Source organism: Halorubrum sp. PV6 (assembly GCF_003990725.2).
Taxonomy (GTDB): domain Archaea; phylum Halobacteriota; class Halobacteria; order Halobacteriales; family Haloferacaceae; genus Halorubrum.
In genome coordinates this window covers 1,208,104-1,224,881 of record NZ_CP030064.1, presented here as the reverse complement: position 1 = coordinate 1,224,881, position 16,778 = coordinate 1,208,104, and the positions used below count along the sequence as shown (strand labels likewise).

General features: G+C 67.4%; 18 protein-coding genes and 1 tRNA gene. 8 read left to right on the top strand and 11 right to left on the bottom strand.

Features of this window, described 5'->3' with window-relative positions; genetic code table 11:
* The first annotated feature begins 22 nt into the window (after positions 1-22).
* On the top strand, positions 23-1,015 hold the full coding sequence (locus DOS48_RS19845) for a glycosyltransferase family 4 protein (protein ID WP_127117391.1): 993 nt from the start codon (positions 23-25) through the stop codon (positions 1,013-1,015).
* 67 nt (positions 1,016-1,082) lie between these two features.
* Here DOS48_RS19845 and DOS48_RS19840 read toward each other — a convergent pair whose 3' ends face one another.
* Both DOS48_RS19840 and DOS48_RS19835 read right to left on the bottom strand, forming a co-directional pair.
* Complete coding sequence (locus DOS48_RS19840) at positions 1,083-1,892, bottom strand: ABC transporter permease (RefSeq protein ID WP_127117390.1); 810 nt, start codon at positions 1,890-1,892, stop codon at positions 1,083-1,085.
* Entirely contained in the window at positions 1,889-2,824 is a 936-nt protein-coding gene (locus DOS48_RS19835; RefSeq protein WP_127117389.1) for an extracellular solute-binding protein, read from the bottom strand. Before DOS48_RS19835 ends, DOS48_RS19840 begins: the two co-directional genes overlap by 4 nt.
* A gap of 178 nt (positions 2,825-3,002) precedes the next feature.
* On the opposite strand from DOS48_RS19835, the gene DOS48_RS19830 reads away from it, so the two are divergent.
* From DOS48_RS19830 to DOS48_RS19805, 6 genes are all read left to right on the top strand, one after another.
* Positions 3,003-3,644, top strand: coding sequence for a bifunctional 4-hydroxy-2-oxoglutarate aldolase/2-dehydro-3-deoxy-phosphogluconate aldolase (locus DOS48_RS19830; protein ID WP_127117388.1), 642 nt, complete (start codon positions 3,003-3,005; stop codon positions 3,642-3,644).
* Positions 3,645-3,824: 180 nt separating this feature from the next.
* Positions 3,825-4,658, top strand: a complete 834-nt coding sequence (locus DOS48_RS19825; protein WP_127117387.1) for an MBL fold metallo-hydrolase — start codon at positions 3,825-3,827, stop codon at positions 4,656-4,658.
* A gap of 105 nt (positions 4,659-4,763) precedes the next feature.
* Complete coding sequence (locus tag DOS48_RS19820; protein WP_127117386.1) at positions 4,764-6,506, top strand: hypothetical protein; 1,743 nt, start codon at positions 4,764-4,766, stop codon at positions 6,504-6,506.
* A gap of 79 nt (positions 6,507-6,585) precedes the next feature.
* Positions 6,586-7,491, top strand: coding sequence for a hypothetical protein (locus DOS48_RS19815; protein WP_127117385.1), 906 nt, complete (start codon positions 6,586-6,588; stop codon positions 7,489-7,491).
* Positions 7,492-8,070: 579 nt separating this feature from the next.
* Entirely contained in the window at positions 8,071-8,451 is a 381-nt protein-coding gene (locus DOS48_RS19810; RefSeq protein ID WP_127117384.1) for a DUF5805 domain-containing protein, read from the top strand.
* On the top strand, positions 8,444-9,478 hold the full coding sequence (locus DOS48_RS19805) for a tyrosine-type recombinase/integrase (RefSeq protein WP_127117383.1): 1,035 nt from the start codon (positions 8,444-8,446) through the stop codon (positions 9,476-9,478). The genes DOS48_RS19810 and DOS48_RS19805 overlap by 8 nt, the downstream gene beginning before the upstream one ends.
* A 206-nt stretch (positions 9,479-9,684) precedes the next feature.
* Here DOS48_RS19805 and DOS48_RS19800 read toward each other — a convergent pair whose 3' ends face one another.
* Complete coding sequence (locus tag DOS48_RS19800; RefSeq protein ID WP_127117382.1) at positions 9,685-10,296, bottom strand: translation initiation factor IF-2 subunit beta; 612 nt, start codon at positions 10,294-10,296, stop codon at positions 9,685-9,687.
* Between the two features lie 124 nt (positions 10,297-10,420).
* Positions 10,421-10,495: transfer RNA gene (locus DOS48_RS19795), tRNA-Met, on the bottom strand.
* A gap of 293 nt (positions 10,496-10,788) precedes the next feature.
* On the opposite strand from DOS48_RS19795, the gene DOS48_RS19790 reads away from it, so the two are divergent.
* Positions 10,789-12,405, top strand: a complete 1,617-nt coding sequence (locus DOS48_RS19790) for a long-chain-fatty-acid--CoA ligase (RefSeq protein WP_127117381.1) — start codon at positions 10,789-10,791, stop codon at positions 12,403-12,405.
* Between the two features lie 39 nt (positions 12,406-12,444).
* On the opposite strand, the gene ftsY is transcribed toward DOS48_RS19790, so the two are convergent.
* From ftsY to DOS48_RS19755, 7 genes are all read right to left on the bottom strand, one after another.
* Entirely contained in the window at positions 12,445-13,572 is a 1,128-nt protein-coding gene (gene ftsY / locus DOS48_RS19785) for a signal recognition particle-docking protein FtsY (RefSeq protein ID WP_127117380.1), read from the bottom strand.
* 8 nt (positions 13,573-13,580) lie between these two features.
* Complete coding sequence (gene pfdA / locus DOS48_RS19780; protein ID WP_127118851.1) at positions 13,581-14,036, bottom strand: prefoldin subunit alpha; 456 nt, start codon at positions 14,034-14,036, stop codon at positions 13,581-13,583.
* Entirely contained in the window at positions 14,036-14,212 is a 177-nt protein-coding gene (gene rpl18a / locus DOS48_RS19775; RefSeq protein WP_004050131.1) for a 50S ribosomal protein L18Ae, read from the bottom strand. The genes pfdA and rpl18a overlap by 1 nt, the downstream gene beginning before the upstream one ends.
* A gap of 236 nt (positions 14,213-14,448) precedes the next feature.
* On the bottom strand, positions 14,449-15,114 hold the full coding sequence (locus tag DOS48_RS19770) for a translation initiation factor IF-6 (protein WP_127117379.1): 666 nt from the start codon (positions 15,112-15,114) through the stop codon (positions 14,449-14,451).
* Between the two features lies 1 nt (position 15,115).
* Positions 15,116-15,394: a 50S ribosomal protein L31e gene (locus tag DOS48_RS19765; protein WP_127117378.1), complete on the bottom strand. Its 279-nt coding sequence runs from the start codon at positions 15,392-15,394 to the stop codon at positions 15,116-15,118.
* Positions 15,395-15,547, bottom strand: coding sequence for a 50S ribosomal protein L39e (locus DOS48_RS19760; protein ID WP_004050128.1), 153 nt, complete (start codon positions 15,545-15,547; stop codon positions 15,395-15,397). It lies immediately after the preceding gene.
* A 105-nt stretch (positions 15,548-15,652) separates the two neighbouring features.
* The gene (locus DOS48_RS19755) at positions 15,653-16,771 is read right to left on the bottom strand and encodes a M20 family metallopeptidase (protein WP_127117377.1); all 1,119 of its coding nucleotides are present in this window, start codon (positions 16,769-16,771) and stop codon (positions 15,653-15,655) included.
* Positions 16,772-16,778: the final 7 nt, after the last annotated feature.

Genomic DNA, 16,778 nt, shown 5'->3' with positions numbered 1-16,778 from the left:
GTTCCCCCGAGGCGACCCCACGATGAGAGTCAGCCACTACTTCGAGTTCGAGGACCACGTGACCGGCGGGATCCGCGAGTCGGTCGTCCACCAGCGGAAGATGCTCGACCGGGAGGGTATCGCGTACACCACCGAGCCGACGCTCGACGCCGACGTGTTCCACTGTAACCTGATGGGGCCGCGCTCGATATGGTACGCGAAGCGAGCGAGCGACCGCGGCGTCCCCGTGGTCGCGCACACCCACGTCACCGCGGAGGACTTCGGCGACAGCTTCCGGTTCACCAACGCGCTCGCGAAGCCGCTCAAACCCTACCTCGGCCGGGCGTACGGGCTGGCCGACGCGCTGGTCTGTCCCTCCGAGTACAACCGCGGCGTGATCGAGGCGTACGCCGACGTGCCGACGACGGTCATCTCGAACGGCGTCGACCGCGAGAAGCTCGACGGCTTCGAGTCGCTGGAGGCCGAGTACCGCGAGCGCTACGACCTCAACCCGCCGACCGTCTTCCTCGTCGGCCACGTCATCAAGCGGAAGGGGTTGGAGACGTTCGTCGACTTGGCCCGCGAACTGCCGGACATCGACTTCGCGTGGTTCGGCCCGCTCGATCTGTCTTTAAAAGGCCGCGAGACCACGCGGCTCATCGAGGAGTCGCCGGACAACTGCACGTTCACCGGGTTCGTCGACGACGTGCGGGGCGCCTTCGCCGCCGGCGACGTGTTCCTGTTCCCCACCCACGAGGAGAACGAGGGGATCGCGCTGCTCGAAGCGATGACCGCCGGGAAAGCGGTCGTCGTCCGCGACATCGAGACGTTCTCGTGGCTCGACGACGGCGACGACTGTTTAAAAGTGGACCCCGCCGCCGCGGCCGACGAGACGGCGGCGTTCGCCGACGCGATCCGACGCCTGTCCGACCCCGCGCTTCGGGACCGACTCGGGGCGAACGCGGCCGCGCGCAGCGAGTCGTTCTCGCTCGACGCCATCGCCGAGCGCTATCGCTCGCTGTACGAATCGCTTTGAGCCGACGGCTTCCGAGACGCCGCCCGCCCGGAGCCTTCACACGCGTCGGGGTTGCCGAACTCTCTCCTTAGCGCGCGCCTCGCGTCGGGACCCCCGCAAAGCGCTGTACCGCCGCGACGACGACGAGCGTGACGAAAAGCAGCACCAGCGCGACGGGGACGATGTCGTCGATGCCGCCGGCGATGAACTCGACCCAGATCCGCGTGGGCATCGTCCGGGGGTTGTACGCGACCATCAGCGTGGCCCCGAACTCGCCGACGGCCCGCGCGAACGTGAGCACGACGCCGGCCGCGATGGACCGACGCGCGAGCGGCAGCGAGACGCGCCGGAACGTGGCCGCCCGGCCGTGACCGAGCGTCCGTGCCGCCTGTTCGAGCCGTTCGTCGACCGCCTCGAACCCGGCGCGAGCGGTGACGACGACGAACGGCGCGGCGACGAACGTCTGTGCGAGCACGACGCCGACCAAACTGTCGGTCAGGGGGACGCCGGCGCGCGCGGCGAGGGCGCCGACCGGCGTGAACCGCCCGACGACGCTGAGCAGCAGCGCGCCGCCGACGACCGGCGGGACGACGAGCGGGAGCACGACGAAGGCCTCGACCAGCCGCTTTCCGCGGAAGCGTTCGCGGGCGAGGAGGTACGCGAGCGGGACGCCGAACCCGGTCGCTATCGCGGTGGCGACGGGGGCGGTGAGAAGCGAGTTGCGGACGGCGGTCCGGGTTCCCGGTTCGAGCAGCGTCTCGACGACGGGGACCGAGCCGGTTCGCGCGAGGAACACCGCGAACGGGACCGCGAAGTAGACGAGCAGGATGCCGCCGAGAACCCAGAAGACCAGCGGCTGCGAGGGCCCGAGCGCCCGGTCTGAGCCGTCGGCACTCACGCGTCTCCCCTCTCGGTGGGCCGCGCCGCGGGCGGAACGGCGCCTCGAGTCCGCGGGAACCGTTCCGTCTCGAACCCGTTCGCCCGGAGCGCGTCGCCCGCGTTCGCGAGCGCCCTGACGAACCGCCGCCCCGCCGCCGGCGAGTCCGCCGTTCCGAGGACCGTCGCGTTGTAGACGATGGGCGCGCCGGTCGCGGTGTACCCCTCGTCCGTCGTGTACGAGACCTCGCGGTATCGGTCGGCGTAGGCCGGGTTCGAGAAGTCGTACGCCTCGGGAAACGGGCGGAACGGGAGTCCGTGATCGGCGGCCATGTTCCGATAGACGACGGCCGCGGCGCGCTTGCCCGACTCGACGCCGGCGAGCAGTTGCGGCTCGTGCGGCTCCCGGTAGGCGGCGTCGACGGCGGCGTCGGCGAACCCGTCGAGCCCGTGCGCGCGCTCGGCCAGCCGGAAGGCGTGGACGGCCCGGTAGCCCAGCGGGTCCAAGTCGGGGTCGCTTATCGCGAGGTCGCCGGCGTCCGCGTCGCGGACGACCGCGTACCAGGGGGTTCCCGCCCCGAGTCGCTCTCCGAACCGCGTGTCGGGAGCGTACGCGATGCCGACGGCGTTAGACGCGAAGGCGACGTCCCACGTCGTGTGCGTCTCGTACAGGCGGTCGCGCAGGAGGCCGGCGTCGGCGCTCACGACGACGTCGGGGTACTTCCGCCCGTCGGTGACCATCCGCATCACCGCGTTCGTGCCGTAGTACGCCCCGTGGAAGGTGATCCCGGTATCGGCTTCGAACCGGGGGCCGAGGCGGTCGCCGAGGACGCTCGCGAGGCTCCCGGCGGCGAGGACCGAGACGGCGTCGCCGCCACCGAGACAGCCGGCGACCCCGAGGCCGCCCCCGGCGGAAAGCGCCGCGAGGACCGACCGTCGGGACCGCGAGTGCATGGACGCCGGTACAGGGTACGGCCGGATATAACCTTCTCTCGTTACAAAGTTCAGAAAAGAAATTGAATATGGTTTCGCTCACCGCCTCACGCGCGTCGTCCGCTCAACGAGCGACCGTCGTTCGCGGGCGACCGTCACGTCGGCGTACTTATCCGGACCGCCACTCGGAGTAGGTACCATGCACGCGAACACGGTCGATCGGATTCGTGACGGGGGCGTCGTCGCGATACTGCGCGGCGTCGCTCCGGAGGCGGCGGGCGACGTGGCGGCCGCCATCGTCGACGGCGGCGTGACGGCGCTCGAAGTGACCGCGGACACGCCCCGCGTCGCGGAGACGATTGAGTCGCTCACCGCGAGATTCGACGACGTCCTCGTCGGTGCGGGGACGGTGTTAGACAGCGAGACGGCGCGCGCCGTACAGCTCGCCGGCGCCGAGTTCATCGTCACGCCGACGGTCGACCGCGGTGTCATCGAAGCCGGGAACCGCTACGGCACGCCGGTCGCGGCGGGCGCGTTCACCCCGACCGAGGCCGTCCGCGCGTACGAGGCCGGCGCCGACTTCGTGAAGGTGTTCCCGGCCGCGACCGGCGGCCCGGACCACGTGTCCGCGCTCGGCGGCCCGCTCTCACAGATTCCGCTGGTTCCGACGGGCGGCGTCGGCCCCGCGAACGCCGGCGCGTACATCGAGGCGGGCGCCGCCGCGGTCGGCGTCGGCAGCGCCATCGTCGACGACGAGGCCGTCGCGAACGAGCAGTACGAGACCGTCGCCGACAACGCCAAACGAACCGTCGAGGCGGTCAACGCGGCGAGAGACCAGTAGCCGACCGCTGGATTATCACCGCATTTCACCACCCTCCGAGCGTGGGGGCTATCGGGTGGACTTGATATAGCGAAATACACTTTATGCGGGCGACTTCCGACAGAATTCTGTCGTCTAATAAACGGCACAACTGTGGTGGACTCCGGAACGATTACCCCGCACGCCCGCACACAGTCGCTCATGACGGACTCTGATTGGGGGAACTGGCTGCCGCGTGCGGTCGCGGACGCCGACCCCGACACGGTGGCGCTGTGGTATCTCGGCTGTAACGGTTTCGCGGTCAAGGGCAGCGAGGGCACCGTCCTCTGGATCGACCCGTACGTCGGCACCGGCGACCCGCCGCGGACGGTTCGGATGGTCCCGATCCCGTTCGACCCCGAAGACGTCGACGAGGCCGACGCCGTCTTGGCGACCCACGAACACACGGATCACGTCCACGGCCCCTCGCAGGCGCCGATCCTCGCGAACACCGACGCCGACCTGGTCGCGCCAGACGACTCGCTGGCGGTCGCGCGCGACGAGGAACGCTGGACCGACAATTGGGATGTCGACGAGGAGGCGTTCCTCGAAGTCACCGAGGGCGACGAGTTGAAGATCGGCGAGTTCACCGTTCACGTCGTCGAAACGCAGGACGCAGACGCCACCCACCCGGTCGGCTACGTGATCGAACACGAGTCGGGCACGCTGTTCCACGCGGGCGACAGCAAGCCGTCGGCGTCGTTTTCGGCGCTCGCGGACGAGTTCGACATCGACCTCGGCATCCTCGCGTTCGGGTCCGTGGGGCGGATTCCCGACAAAGAGACCGGGGAACCCATCGAGACGAAGTGGTACAGCGACGAAAACGAGATCGCCGCGGCCGCCGAGTCGCTCGCGCTCGATCGCTTGGTGCCGACCCATTGGGACATGTGGAAGGGGATGACCGCGGACCCGACCGCGCTCCACGAGCACGTCCGGAGCCGGTCGCACCCGAACCAGTTGGAGATAGTGGAGATCGGCGACCGGATCGACCTGTAGCGTTCGGGGCCGCTCGGCGGTGTAATCGCCGCCGCTCCGTGGGGTGGTTATCAGGGCCGAAACGCGGCCCGTGGAATTTAAGCCTCTGCTCCGGGAGGACATCCTATGAGCGAACGGACGGCAGAGACAACCACGACCGTCGACGAGGACGGTATTCGCGTCGAGAAATCCTTCACCGACGACGCGTTCCCCGTGCCTGCGGTGATGTACGAACTCTCTTCGACCCGCGAGGACCCGGTGCGCGTGCGCATCGTCGACCGCATCCCCGAGTCGTTCCCGATGGACCGAATCGGGTTCCACCCGGAGTACGAGAGCGACAGCTGGACGGCGTATAAAGACCACCGCGTCGAGTTCGAGCGCGTGATCGACCCCGGCGACACGGTCGAGACGGTCTTCGGGATCCGCGACGACGACCCGGACCTCGACGGGTTCCTCGGGAGCCCGGTCATCGAACACGTCCCGGTCGGCGAAGAGATCGAAGACGTGCTCGGCGCCGGCGACACGGACGCCGTCAGAGAGGTGCTCTCGGGCGACCGCGCCACCCTTCCCGGCATGGAAGAGCCGCTCGCCCCCGACGCCGACCTCGAAGCGGGCGAGGAGGCGGCAGGCGATCTCGCGGACCACGCCGCCGACGAACCTGAGGCCGACGAACCCGCGGTCGATGAACCCGCGGTCGACGAGGACGAACTCGACGACGAACCCCCGGCCGACGCCGAAGAGGCGACAGAGGACGCGCCAGAGGCGGAAACGGACGACGAGGGCGACGGTTCCGAGGCCGACGAGGAACTCGAAGAGGCGGACGAGGCGCCCGAGGCGGACGACCCCGCGCCGCGCGCGGTCACCGCGGGGACCGCCGCCGTCACTGAACGCGTAGAGGAGGCGGACGCCGAGGAGGACGAAGACGCCGACGACGAAGAGGTCGAAACGACAGAGGACGACGCGGCGCCGGCGGTCGTCGACGACGACGACTCGGAGCCGGAGCCGAGCGACGCCGACACCGAACCGCCCCGAACCGCGGCTCCGGAGTCGGGACTCGCCGCCGCGCTCGCGGCCGAAATCCGGGCCGGCGAGGTCGACGACGAGGACCTCGAAACGCTGCGCTCGGAGCTCGACATGGGCGTTCCACGCAGCGTAGACGTGCGAATCGGGCGATTACAGTCGAGCGTCGCCGACATCGAAGCGTACGCCGACGCGCTCGCGGAGTTCATCGACGGGGAGGGGACCGCCCGCGAGATTCTCGACGACCTCGACGAACAGCTCGCGGCGGTCGAAGCCGAGATGACCGCGTTAGACGAGCGCGTCGCGTCGGCCGACACGGACCGCGAGGACATCCGCGAGGAGGTTTCTCGCGTCGACGAGTCGGTGTCGTCGGTCACCGACGAGGTGGAGACCGTCACGGGCCGCGTCGAGGAGGTCGACGACCGGGTCGACACCGTCGCCGCCGACGTTTCGAGCGTAAACGAGTCCGTCACGAGCGTGGAGGAATCGGTCGAACGCGTCACCGACGACGTGTCGCGGCTCGACGACGAGTCGGCGTCGCTCGGAGAGGCGGTCGACGACCTCGGCGAAGACGTCGAGACGCTGTACGAGTCGGTCGACGACACCGCCGCCGACTTGGAGGCGACCGAGAACCGGGTCGACGATGTCGAGGATCGGCTCGGCCGGTTCGACGAGGAGTTCGACGACCTGTGGAACGATCTCGCCGAGGTCGACACCCGTCTGACGGATATCGAGGACCGCCTCGGTGGCGACTTAGACGACGTCGAGGCGGAACTGGAGGCCATCAACGACCACCTCGAAGAGCTCGAAGCGTTCAGAAACCGGCTCAACGAGGCCTTCGGCCCGTAACTTCGACACGGACCGCACGGCCGGTTCGTATCGGCCGAAAAGCGCAACCCGTTTTACCCGCGGCGGCGCAGTCCCGATAATGAGCGAACCGGTTCCGGTCGCCGTTCCGCGGAAAGGTCGCCCGCTCGAAGCGGTCCTCGAACGGATCGCCACCGTCGCGCCGGACGACCGGCTCAGCGAGCTCGCGGACCACGTGAGCAACACCCTTCGGTACGAGAAGGCCGTCACGAAGGGGCGCGTCGACAACGAAGACGGTCCCTACGAGCGGCTGATCGAGTACTCCGACCCCGAGGACCCGCGCGAGCCCGAGTTCACCCTCCTGCGTGACGACCGGGACGGGAAGCCCCGCCGGATCGTCTTCGACGCGGCGACGGTCGACCTCGGCGCGGTCACGCTGAAACTCGTCGGGCGCGAAGAGCCGTTCCGGGCGCTTCGAACCCACGAGTTCGCGCTCGGATTCGACTCCGCGGACCTCGTGTTAGAGGAAGTCGTCGGGATCCGACCGGGCGGCCTCGGGCAGATCGCCGACATCAACGAGCGAATCGACCCGGTCGACACCGACGTTCGCGTGGTCGACGGGCTCGGAGACACCGTCTATCACACGCTGATGGGTCGACTGGAGGGAACCGACCCCGGCACCACCCTCGACAGGGGCTACGTCGAGGGGTACGAGGGGCCGCTGTGCATCTCGCCGCGCTACGAGCGACTCGTCACCGCCGTGTTGGGAACGGACGCGCTCGCGGGCGTCGAGTTCGTGTATCCGAACGCCGACGAGGAAGAGGAGGCCGCCATCGCCCGCACCGGACTGGGCGTCTACCTCACCGTCACCGGGTCGACGGCCCGCGAACACGGCCTCTCCGTCGGCGAACACCTCTTTCCCAGCGAGACCGTCCTCATGTGTAACGCCGCCGAGCGCGGCACGGCCGTAACGCAGGCGCTCGACGCGCTCGCGGTCGACACGTCCTCCTCGGAGATCCGCGTCTGAGTCCGCAGTTTCTATCGCGGCATATGGTTTATTTGATCGCGTTCGACCGATACTTTGCTCCCCTGTGGCGCCGAGTCGGCTCAAACGACGTGTGCAGCGCTGTCCGCGTCTAACGGTATTCGTCTCTCAAGAGACAAACGCTCGTCACAACGCCGTCAACACGCCGAGAACTCGCACTCAGGCGTCGAAGACGGCGGGTGAGTCCCTCCATGGTGAGAGACAACGTCTAGACGTCGAGGGCGTCCGAACGCTCAGTCGGTACCCGGACACAGCCGCTTGGCGTGTCCCGCACGTAGCCAGGTAGCGGGCACCCCGCCAGACGACGACTACGATATCCTCGCTCCTCGCGAACCCGGCCGGCCGTCGCCAACGTGACCAGTCAGTAAGAGCGGGAGCCGGCAAACGGGGAACAATAGTATATCCAGAAATATAGCACTAACAGCGAGAAAATATAGTGCTATAAAAACAGATATGCGTATTACACCGGTCGAATAACAGTCCCACAGACCAGTATAAGTGACCTTATCCCGAAATATGGGTCAAATTGAAGTGGTGGCCCGGAGAACACAGATTCGAGAGATGAGCGACGACCGCCGTTCAGTGAAGACGTACGTCCCGGCCGATCAAAAGGCTATCTGGCAAGACCACGCAGACGAGTTGGGGATGTCACAGAGCGAGTTCGTCAGAACGATGGTACAGGCCGGGAGACGGGGGTTCTCCATCGAGGGAGACAGTAACCCCGTCGAACCCGATCCTTCGGGGTCTGACCCCAGGGGTAACGACATCGAACGACGGGTCGAAGCGGCACTCGCTGACGGGGTGTTGTCGTGGGACGCGCTCGTCGATGCGGTGTTCGACGATTTCGAGGGGCAGTTGGAGGACACGCTCGATTCGCTCCAGGATCAGAACCGCGTCAGGTACAACGGCCGAGAAGGGGGGTACACGCTGGTCGATGAGTAGCACGCGCGCTCCCGCAGACGTCGACGACTCGATCGCGTACTTCCTCGAAGACCTCACCTACCACGGGAAGACCGAGCGGACGCGCGGCTCCTACCAGCGAGTCCTCCGGCAGTTCGAGTCGTTTCTGGACGGAGAGACGGAGCCCCGAGCGGCCACGCACCGCGACTGCATGGCGTTCGTCCACTCGCTCCGCGGCGACGTGGCCGAGAGCACGGTGGCGACCTACGCGGCGTATCTCCACCGGTTTTACGGCTACATGACCGAGGTCGGCGTCTTCGAGGGCAATCCCATGACCCTCGTCATGGAGGAGATGGACGAGACCATCGACAAGGACCCGGCCCGCCGAGACGTGTCGATCCCGGCGATGCGCGAGTTCGTCGCCGGCATCCGGCATCCGCTCCATCGGGCGCTCGTCGTGACGCTTTTAAAAACCGGGATGCGGGTCGGCGAGTTGTGTAACCTCGATCTCAGAGACCTCGCCATCGACGACGAGGAGGCGAGGGCGACCTTCGATCTGGGGACGCGACCAGCGCTCGTCGAACGCCCGAATTCGCTGTACGTGACGCCCGACGCGACGGTCGGCGCCGAGTTACACGGGGAGGTCCGGACCGCATCGAACAAGCGGAAACGGGCTACCGTGATACCGATAGACGACGAGCTGGCGCGGACACTCAAGCGATGGCTCGCCGTGCGACCGGACAGCCCGTCACCTGCGGAGCCGCTCTTCGTCGGGACCGCGGAAGGGTGGGGTGAGCGGCTCGACCCGCAAGCGGTCAGACACGTCGTCGAGCGATACGCCCGCGACGCGGGGTGGTATCGGACGGGCGGCGGCGCCGCCGAAAACGTCACGCCACACTACTTTCGGCACTTCTTCACGACACATCTCCGCGACCGGACGGGCGACCGCGGGGTCGTCAAGTACCTCCGCGGCGACGTCGCCGACGACGTGATCGACACGTACACGCACAACTGGGGCGATCAGGTCCGCGAGACGTACGAGGCGAACGTGTACCGCCTGTTGGAATAACTCGGACAATTCCCGGGATCGGCGTGATTTCTGTGGCTTTGATAACGACGGAAACCCGATCGACGCCGCACAAATAAACTATATTCCGCTATATCAAAATCGGCGGCGGGGTCGAGCGCAGAGCGCTGTCGCTCACGTGCACAAAAGGACCGAGAGACGGCACGACGCGGGAAGAGAGACTGGGGTCGGAGTACGTGACGACCGGGTTAGTCTTCGCGACGAGCGAACGCGAGATTTCCGGACACGTTCTTGATGTAGGCTTTCACCGTCTCGCCCTCCTGTGCGCCCGGAACGAAGATGGTGTACTCGCCGCGCTCGGCGACGCCGTCGCCTTTGCGCCCGGTGCCGACGATCTCGAGTTCGTACGTGGTCCCCGACTCGACGGCCTCCTCTTGGCGCTGGGTGTTCGAGGTGTTCTGCTTTGCGACCGGTCGGAAGGCACCACAGGCCTCACAGCGGAGCATCGGCGTGCGGTTCTCGGTTTCGAGCCGCGTGTCGGGGAGCCCACACTCGGAACAGGTGACGAACGACTCGATATACGAGTCGATGGCGGCTTGGAAGTCGCGCTCGCGGAAGTTCCCGCTGTATCGGGCGCGGCCGTCCTCGTACTGGCCGGCGGTACCGAGCTCCTGCTGGATCTTCGAGTGGACGTGTTCGGGGTCGCGACTCAGGGCGTCGGCGACCGCCGAGAGGTTCGTCAGCCGAGTGAACGCGCCGTCTTTCTGCGCTTCCGGGTCGGGAACCGACAGCCGTTCGTCGGAGCCACCGAGGTCAGGGACCTCCTCCATCGCACGGTCGAGGCTCGATTCGTAATCCATGCCGAAGGGAACGACGGCGCGACGGAAATCGCTTCCGGGTTTCGAATCGGGACGGCGACGGATAACGAGAGAGGCGATGGGAAACGCCGGCCGCACGGCTTCGAGTGTGGCGTTCGTCCAGAAGTAGCGGGAGGTAGATTTGAACTACCGATCTCCGGGTTATGAGCCCGGCGGAATCTCCTGGCTATCCCATCCCGCTATCATAGCAAAACCGCGTGGAACTGTTAAGGGTTCTGATCCCGTCGCCCGTATGCGATTCGTCCACGATGCGTTTATATACGCATCGGCGGGCGATCTGCCGGGCGTCAGGGCGGCTCGACGGCCGAGACGCCCCCGGCCGATCCGTTGCTCGCCGTCACGCACCGCGGTCGTATCCCACGGATTGCGAGGGGACCGCTCGCGAGACCGACGCGCAGAGACGGGAGCCCGGCGACGGCGTCCACTTTGCGCCGGCCGCAAACGCTTTTATAGATCATAAATAGTGATAAAACGATGCGAAAGCCACTACTGACGACAGATTTCTTAGACCGGGCTCGACGGCACTACGCCGACGAGGAGGCCGTCCTCGCCACGGACGGGACGCGGTACACCTACGCCGAACTCGGCGAGCGCGCCGACCGGTTCTCCGCCGCGCTGCAGGCGCGCGGCGTCGAGAAGGGCGACCGCGTCGCGGTGTTGGACCCGAACACCCACTATCATCTGGAGGCGGCCTACGGGACCATGCAGGTCGGCGCGATCCACACCCCGCTTAACTACCGACTCACGCCGAACGACTTCTCGTATATGCTCTCTGACGCCGGCGTGGACGTGATTTACGCCGACGCCGAGTACGCCGAGAACGTCGAGGCGATCCGCGACGAGGTGCCGACCGAGACCTTCCTCACGAACGACGTCGACGCCGTCGAGGGTGACTGGGAGTCCTTCGACGACGCGCTCGACGAGGCGGACCCGGACGCCTACGAGCGCCCGGAGATGGACGAAGACGACGTCATCACCATCAACTACACCTCGGGCACGACGGGAGATCCGAAGGGGGTCTGTCGGACCCATCGCGCCGAGACGCTCCACGCGTACCTCATCGCGATGCACCTGGAGATCACCGACGACGACGTGTACCTCTGGACGCTGCCGATGTTCCACGTCAACGGCTGGGGACACATCTACGCGATCACCGGGATGGGGGCCCGACACGTCTGTACCCGCGGCGTCGACGTCGAGTCCGTCTTCGATCGCATCCGGAACGAGGACGTGTCGTACTTCTGTGCGGCGCCGACCGTGCTCAACATGCTCGGCGACCACTACGCCGAACACGGCGGCGAGACGAGCGGCGCGAACGACGTGCGCGCCGCCACCGCCGGCGCGGCTCCCCCCGAGACGACGATCCGCACCGTGGAAGAGGAGTTCGGGTGGGACCTCAAACACGTCTACGGGGCGACCGAGACGGGGCCGCTCGTGACGACCTCGGACGCGAAGCGACACTACGACGCCGACTCCGACGACCGGTTCGCGGTCAAGAAGACGCAGGGGATCGGCTTCCTCGGCACCGACGTGCGCGTCGTGGACGACGACGGCAACGACGTCACCGCGGACGGGGAGACGATCGGCGAGATCATCGTCCGCGGGAACCAGGTGATGGACCGCTACTGGGAGAAGCCCGAGGAGACCGAGGCGGCGTTCTCGGAGCGCGTCGACGGCTACTACCACATGGGCGACCTGGCCGTCGTCGACGAGGACGGCTTCGTCTCGATCCAGGACCGGAAGAAGGACATCATCATCTCCGGCGGCGAGAACATCTCCTCTATCGAGTTGGAAGACACGCTCTTCGAACACGACGTCGTCTCCGAGGTCGCGGTCATCCCGGCGCCCGACGAGCGGTGGGGCGAGACACCGAAGGCGTTCGTCGTCCCGGAGAGCGGCGACGCCGACAACGCGGGCGCAACGCCGGAAGAGATCAAGGCGTTCGTCCGCGAGCGCGTCGCGACCTACAAGACGCCCGGTGAGGTGGAGTTCGTGAACGAACTGCCGACCACGGCGACCGGCAAGATCCAGAAGTACGAGCTGCGCGAGCGCGAGTGGGACGACGAAGACCGGATGGTCGGAGAAGGGTAGCCGAAAGCGAACCGGGTCGTCAGTACCGGCGCCCGAACGTCACTCTTTGCCGAGCAGGCTCTCGACGAGCTCCTCGGGGTCGAACAGCGTCAGGTCGTCGTACCCCTGTCCCGTCCCGAGAAAGAGGATCGGCTTCCCGGTGACGTACGCGACGGAGATGGCGGCCCCGCCGGAGGAGTCGGCGTCGGCTTTCGTCAGCACGGCGCCGTCGATCTCGGCGGCGTCGTTGAACTCCTTCGCGCGGTTCACCGCGTCCTGCCCCGCGACCGCCTCGTCGACGAACAGGGTCATGTCCGGCTCGACGACGCGGTCGATCTTCTCGAGTTGCGCCATCAGGTCGTCGCTCGTGTGCAGCCGTCCGGCGGTGTCGCCGAGGACCACGTCGACGTCGTTCGCCGCGGCGTACTCGACGCCGTCGTAGATCACGGCCGCCGGGTCGCCGCCCTGATCGTGAGAGATGAGCTCTCGGTCGAGGCGGTCGGCGTGCTCTTGGATCTGTTCGTTCGCGCCGGCCCGGTACGTGTCGCCGTTGGCCATCACCGACGAGTAGCCGCGGTCGGCGAGCCACTCCGAGAGCTTCGCGATGCTCGTCGTCTTCCCGACGCCGTTGACGCCGGTGAAGACGATCGTGACGGGTTTGTCGGCCTCGGCGATCCGCTCTTCGAAGTCGAACTGCCCGACGGCGATCACGTCGAGGAGCGCGTCGTGGAGCGCCGACTCGACGAGTTCGCCGGTCGTCTCGACCTGTTTGCGGGACTCGCCGAGCATCTTCTCTCGGACGGTATCGAGGATGCGCTCGGCGACGCTCATCTCCACGTCGCTCTCTAACAGCGCCATCTCGAGGTCCCAGAGGGGCTGTTCTAAGTCCTCCTCCTCGATGATGATCCGGCCCGTCGCGAACGCCTTCGCGCGCTGGAAGGTGCTCGGTTCGTTGTCGTCGTCGGAGTCGCCGGACTCGTCAGCCGCGTCGCGCGGAGCGTCCGCTTCGACTGCCCCGGCGTCGCTCGCGGCGGGCTGGTCGTCGTCGGACTCGGCGGCGGGGCTCTCGGCGCCCGCTGAGTCGTCTTCCTCCGCGGGCTCCTCTTGGCGTTCGTCTTCCTCAACGTCGGCGTTCTCCTCGACGTCTTTGCGGAACCCGGAGAGCTTGTCTTTCAGTCCGTCGAACACGGTCTACCTTACTCCTCGTCGCCCTGCTGTTGCTGCATCTGCTGCATCTGCTGTTGCTGCATCTGCTGTTGCATCTGCTGGGCCTGCTGTTCGAGCTCCTGGCTCTCGGACTCCAGTTCCTCGACTTCCGCTTCCGTCTCCTCGATGCGGTCGTTGAGCGCGTCCTGCTTCCGGCGGAGCACGTCGATGGCGTCGCCCTCGCTCTGCTCGGCCGAGTAGTTGCCGCCGAGCGAGACGATGATCTCGTCGATGTCCTGCACTTCGGCGCGGACGTAGGCGCCGCCGCCGAGCGGGACCTGCACCGTCGAGCCCGTGTCGAGGGTCTCGATGGCTTCGACCGCGTCGTCGATGTCGGACTGCTCTTCGCGGTAATCGGCGATCTCGGCTTCGAGGGCCTCGATCTCCTCGTCGAGCGCCTGCAGCTCCTGGGAGAGCTGCTGGAGCTGCTGTTGTCCGCCGCCCATCATGCCGCGGACACCTCCTCGATCTCGATCTGGGTACGCTTCCGGCTGTGCTGGCTCCCGACCGTGGTGTAGATTCGCTCGCGGGCGAGGTCTTCGTTCTCCGCTTCGACGTCTTTGGTGAACGGCTGGAAGCCGTCTCGACTCTGGAACCGTCCACTCACCGTGTAGGTACTCATGTTCTCCGATCTGGCAGGGACAGGGAAGTATCTTCCTAAAAGGCGAGACGCGGCCGACGACGCCGAGACCGGCGGAAACGAGGGCGGGAAGCCCTCAGACGGCGCGTCCGCTTTCGGTCGATGTATCGGTCGCATCGAGATCAGCGATAGCAGGAGGAGCGACCGCGCGCACGGTCGTCGTGGCCGGCGGTGAGACGGGGCGACCGCCGAGCCGTGAGAAAGCCGTCGCGAGGCGGTCAGTCGATGAACCCGAGCGTCTCTTCGATCCGCCCGAGCTCGGGGCCGGTCGTGTCCTCGCCGACGACGTATCCCTCGTCGGTGGCGACGAGACCCGAGCCGACGAGCGGCGCGCCGTAGTTTATCGTCCCGAGGTCGGCGCGCACGTCGAGCGCCTCCTCGACGGCCTGTAGCTCCGACTCGGTCGCTTGCGGGTGACAGAGCACGCCCGTGTTGTTGGCAACCGCGGCGGTCCCGGCCGTTCGCACGCCGCCGATGTCGCCGCGAGCCACGGGGACGTCGAGCGTCTCTTTGATCCGTACGATCGACTCGCGCGGGAGGTCCGGGTGGACGTACGCGCCGTAGTCGTTCGCGAGGACGACGTTCCCGGCCGCGTTGATTTCGCCGGGGAGCTCGCCGACCTCGCGGTCGGCGGCCTCCGCGATCCGCGACTGCTCCCGTTCGGTGGCTCGCGAGGAGACGAGGACGCCGTTCTCGTTCCCTGTCGCGAGAGAGCCGACGGTGTTCGAGCCGCCGACAGTCGTGAGAAGCGGGTCGGCGTCGAGTTCCTCGCCGAGCGCGTCGGCGAGTTCCTCGTCGACGTCCGGTCGAACCAACAGGAGGTCGTCGATCGCACGGGCGAACACGCCAACGTACGACGAGCCGGTAAATGTCGCCCGTAACACGTTACTCGGCGTACTCGGCTTCGACGACCGGCTCGCCGTCTTCGACGAACCTGGCCGCGCGGACGCGGACCTTGCTCGGCGGGTTCTGGCGGCCGTTCGCCCAGACCGCCTCGTTGACCGAGGTGTCGATGACGACGTCCGCCTCGTCGACGGAGAAGTGCTGTGCGAGGTGGTCGCGGACGATCTTCATCGCGAAGTCGGCGCGTTCCTGGACCGGCTTGTCGTTGGCGTCGCGGAGCGGGACGGTGACGACGCGCTCTTCGAAATCACTCGTCGACATTTATTCGTCTAGGTCGTTCCGGCGCCAGTTGCGCCGCTTGGGGTTTCGCGTGACGTTCATGTCCGTCTTCATCATGACCCACGCGGGGACGCGGGTGTTCTGGCGCTCCGCCTTCGCCAGACGCTTCTTTTGAGCCTTCGATTTGTCTCCCATAGTGGCGCACACTTTCCACGGGTCGCATAAAACCCCTTCCATACCGCGTCGGAGCCGCGAGTCGGACCGGCCACGAGAACTCCGGCTGCGACGCGTTTCGAACGGTCACACCGAGCGCTCCGCCACGCCCCGATAGATCCGGTAGCACCGTTCTAACACGTCGATCGCGACGCTCTCCGTCTCGGTGTGTGCCTCGCCGGGCTCCGAGGCCCCGCAGACGAGACACTCCGTGCCGGCGTCGGCGAGCCAGCCCGCGTCGGTCGCGTGCGGCTTGACCACGTGCTCGGGCGAGTCGAGCCCCAACTCGCTGTGTACCTCGCGGACGACCGCGAGCGCGGCGTCGGCGAAGGCGTCGTCTTCACAGCCCATCGGCGGGAGGTCCTGGTCGACCTCCCACGCGACGCCCTCGACCGCCTCGACCACGCGACCGATGTCGGCGCGGTCGCCGGGGACGGTCCGCTCGTCGACCGTCACCTCGCAGCGCTCCGGGATCACGTTCCACGTCTCGCCGCCGTGGACCATCGTCACCGCGAGCGACCCGGACACGGGCTCGTCGAAGACGGTCGCGGCCGGCGCGTCGAGCTCTCGGAGGGCGGTTATCGCGTCGCTCGCGCGGTAGACCGCGTTCTCGCCGGCCTCCGGCTCGGAGGCGTGCGCGCTGGCGCCGCTCGCGACGAGCGTCGAGGCGCGGCGCCCCTTGTGTGCCACGGCCACGTCCGTGACGCCCGGCTTCGAGTAGTCGTTCGACCCCTCGGCGACGAGCGCGCGGTCCGGGGCGAACCCCTCGTCGATGGCGTGGCGCGCGCCGGTCCCCCCGACCTCCTCGCCGACGAACGAAGCGAACGCGAGCTCGCGGTCCGCCGGCGGGTCGGCGTCGCGAAACGCCAGCAGACAGGCCGCCACCGAGCCTTTCATGTCGGCCGTGCCGCGCCCGTGGATCCGCCCGTCGCGGCGCTCGACGACGTACTCGCCCGTGGTTCCCTCACCGGTCGTCTGCCGGTCCGCGGGCGGAACCACGTCGTGGTGGCCGACGAAGGCGAGGGTGTCGGCGTCGCCGTCGTCCGTTGCGCCTTTATAAGCGATGACGTTGCCGACGGCGTCCCGCTCGACGCGCGCGTCGGTCTCCGCGCGGAGCCACTCCGCTATCGCGTCCCCGGCCGCGGTCTCGTCCTCGTGTGAGGGAATCGCGACCAACGTCTCGGTTAACTCCACGAGTTCGTCCATACCGCCG

What these genes read in the sequence shown, in the direction of transcription:
- DOS48_RS19820 (WP_127117386.1), top strand. Translation starts at nt 4,764, where the DNA reads ATGAGCGAACGGACGGCAGAGACAACCACGACCGTCGACGAGGACGGT.
- DOS48_RS19830 (WP_127117388.1), top strand. Translation starts at nt 3,003, where the DNA reads ATGCACGCGAACACGGTCGATCGGATTCGTGACGGGGGCGTCGTCGCG.
- DOS48_RS19825 (WP_127117387.1), top strand. Translation starts at nt 3,825, where the DNA reads ATGACGGACTCTGATTGGGGGAACTGGCTGCCGCGTGCGGTCGCGGAC.
- DOS48_RS19835 (WP_127117389.1), bottom strand. Translation starts at nt 2,824, where the DNA reads ATGCACTCGCGGTCCCGACGGTCGGTCCTCGCGGCGCTTTCCGCCGGG.
- DOS48_RS19755 (WP_127117377.1), bottom strand. Translation starts at nt 16,771, where the DNA reads ATGGACGAACTCGTGGAGTTAACCGAGACGTTGGTCGCGATTCCCTCA.
- DOS48_RS19765 (WP_127117378.1), bottom strand. Translation starts at nt 15,394, where the DNA reads ATGTCGACGAGTGATTTCGAAGAGCGCGTCGTCACCGTCCCGCTCCGC.
- DOS48_RS19790 (WP_127117381.1), top strand. Translation starts at nt 10,789, where the DNA reads ATGCGAAAGCCACTACTGACGACAGATTTCTTAGACCGGGCTCGACGG.
- DOS48_RS19810 (WP_127117384.1), top strand. Translation starts at nt 8,071, where the DNA reads ATGAGCGACGACCGCCGTTCAGTGAAGACGTACGTCCCGGCCGATCAA.
- rpl18a (WP_004050131.1), bottom strand. Translation starts at nt 14,212, where the DNA reads ATGAGTACCTACACGGTGAGTGGACGGTTCCAGAGTCGAGACGGCTTC.
- DOS48_RS19845 (WP_127117391.1), top strand. Translation starts at nt 23, where the DNA reads ATGAGAGTCAGCCACTACTTCGAGTTCGAGGACCACGTGACCGGCGGG.
- DOS48_RS19805 (WP_127117383.1), top strand. Translation starts at nt 8,444, where the DNA reads ATGAGTAGCACGCGCGCTCCCGCAGACGTCGACGACTCGATCGCGTAC.
- pfdA (WP_127118851.1), bottom strand. Translation starts at nt 14,036, where the DNA reads ATGGGCGGCGGACAACAGCAGCTCCAGCAGCTCTCCCAGGAGCTGCAG.
- DOS48_RS19800 (WP_127117382.1), bottom strand. Translation starts at nt 10,296, where the DNA reads ATGGATTACGAATCGAGCCTCGACCGTGCGATGGAGGAGGTCCCTGAC.
- DOS48_RS19815 (WP_127117385.1), top strand. Translation starts at nt 6,586, where the DNA reads ATGAGCGAACCGGTTCCGGTCGCCGTTCCGCGGAAAGGTCGCCCGCTC.
- DOS48_RS19760 (WP_004050128.1), bottom strand. Translation starts at nt 15,547, where the DNA reads ATGGGAGACAAATCGAAGGCTCAAAAGAAGCGTCTGGCGAAGGCGGAG.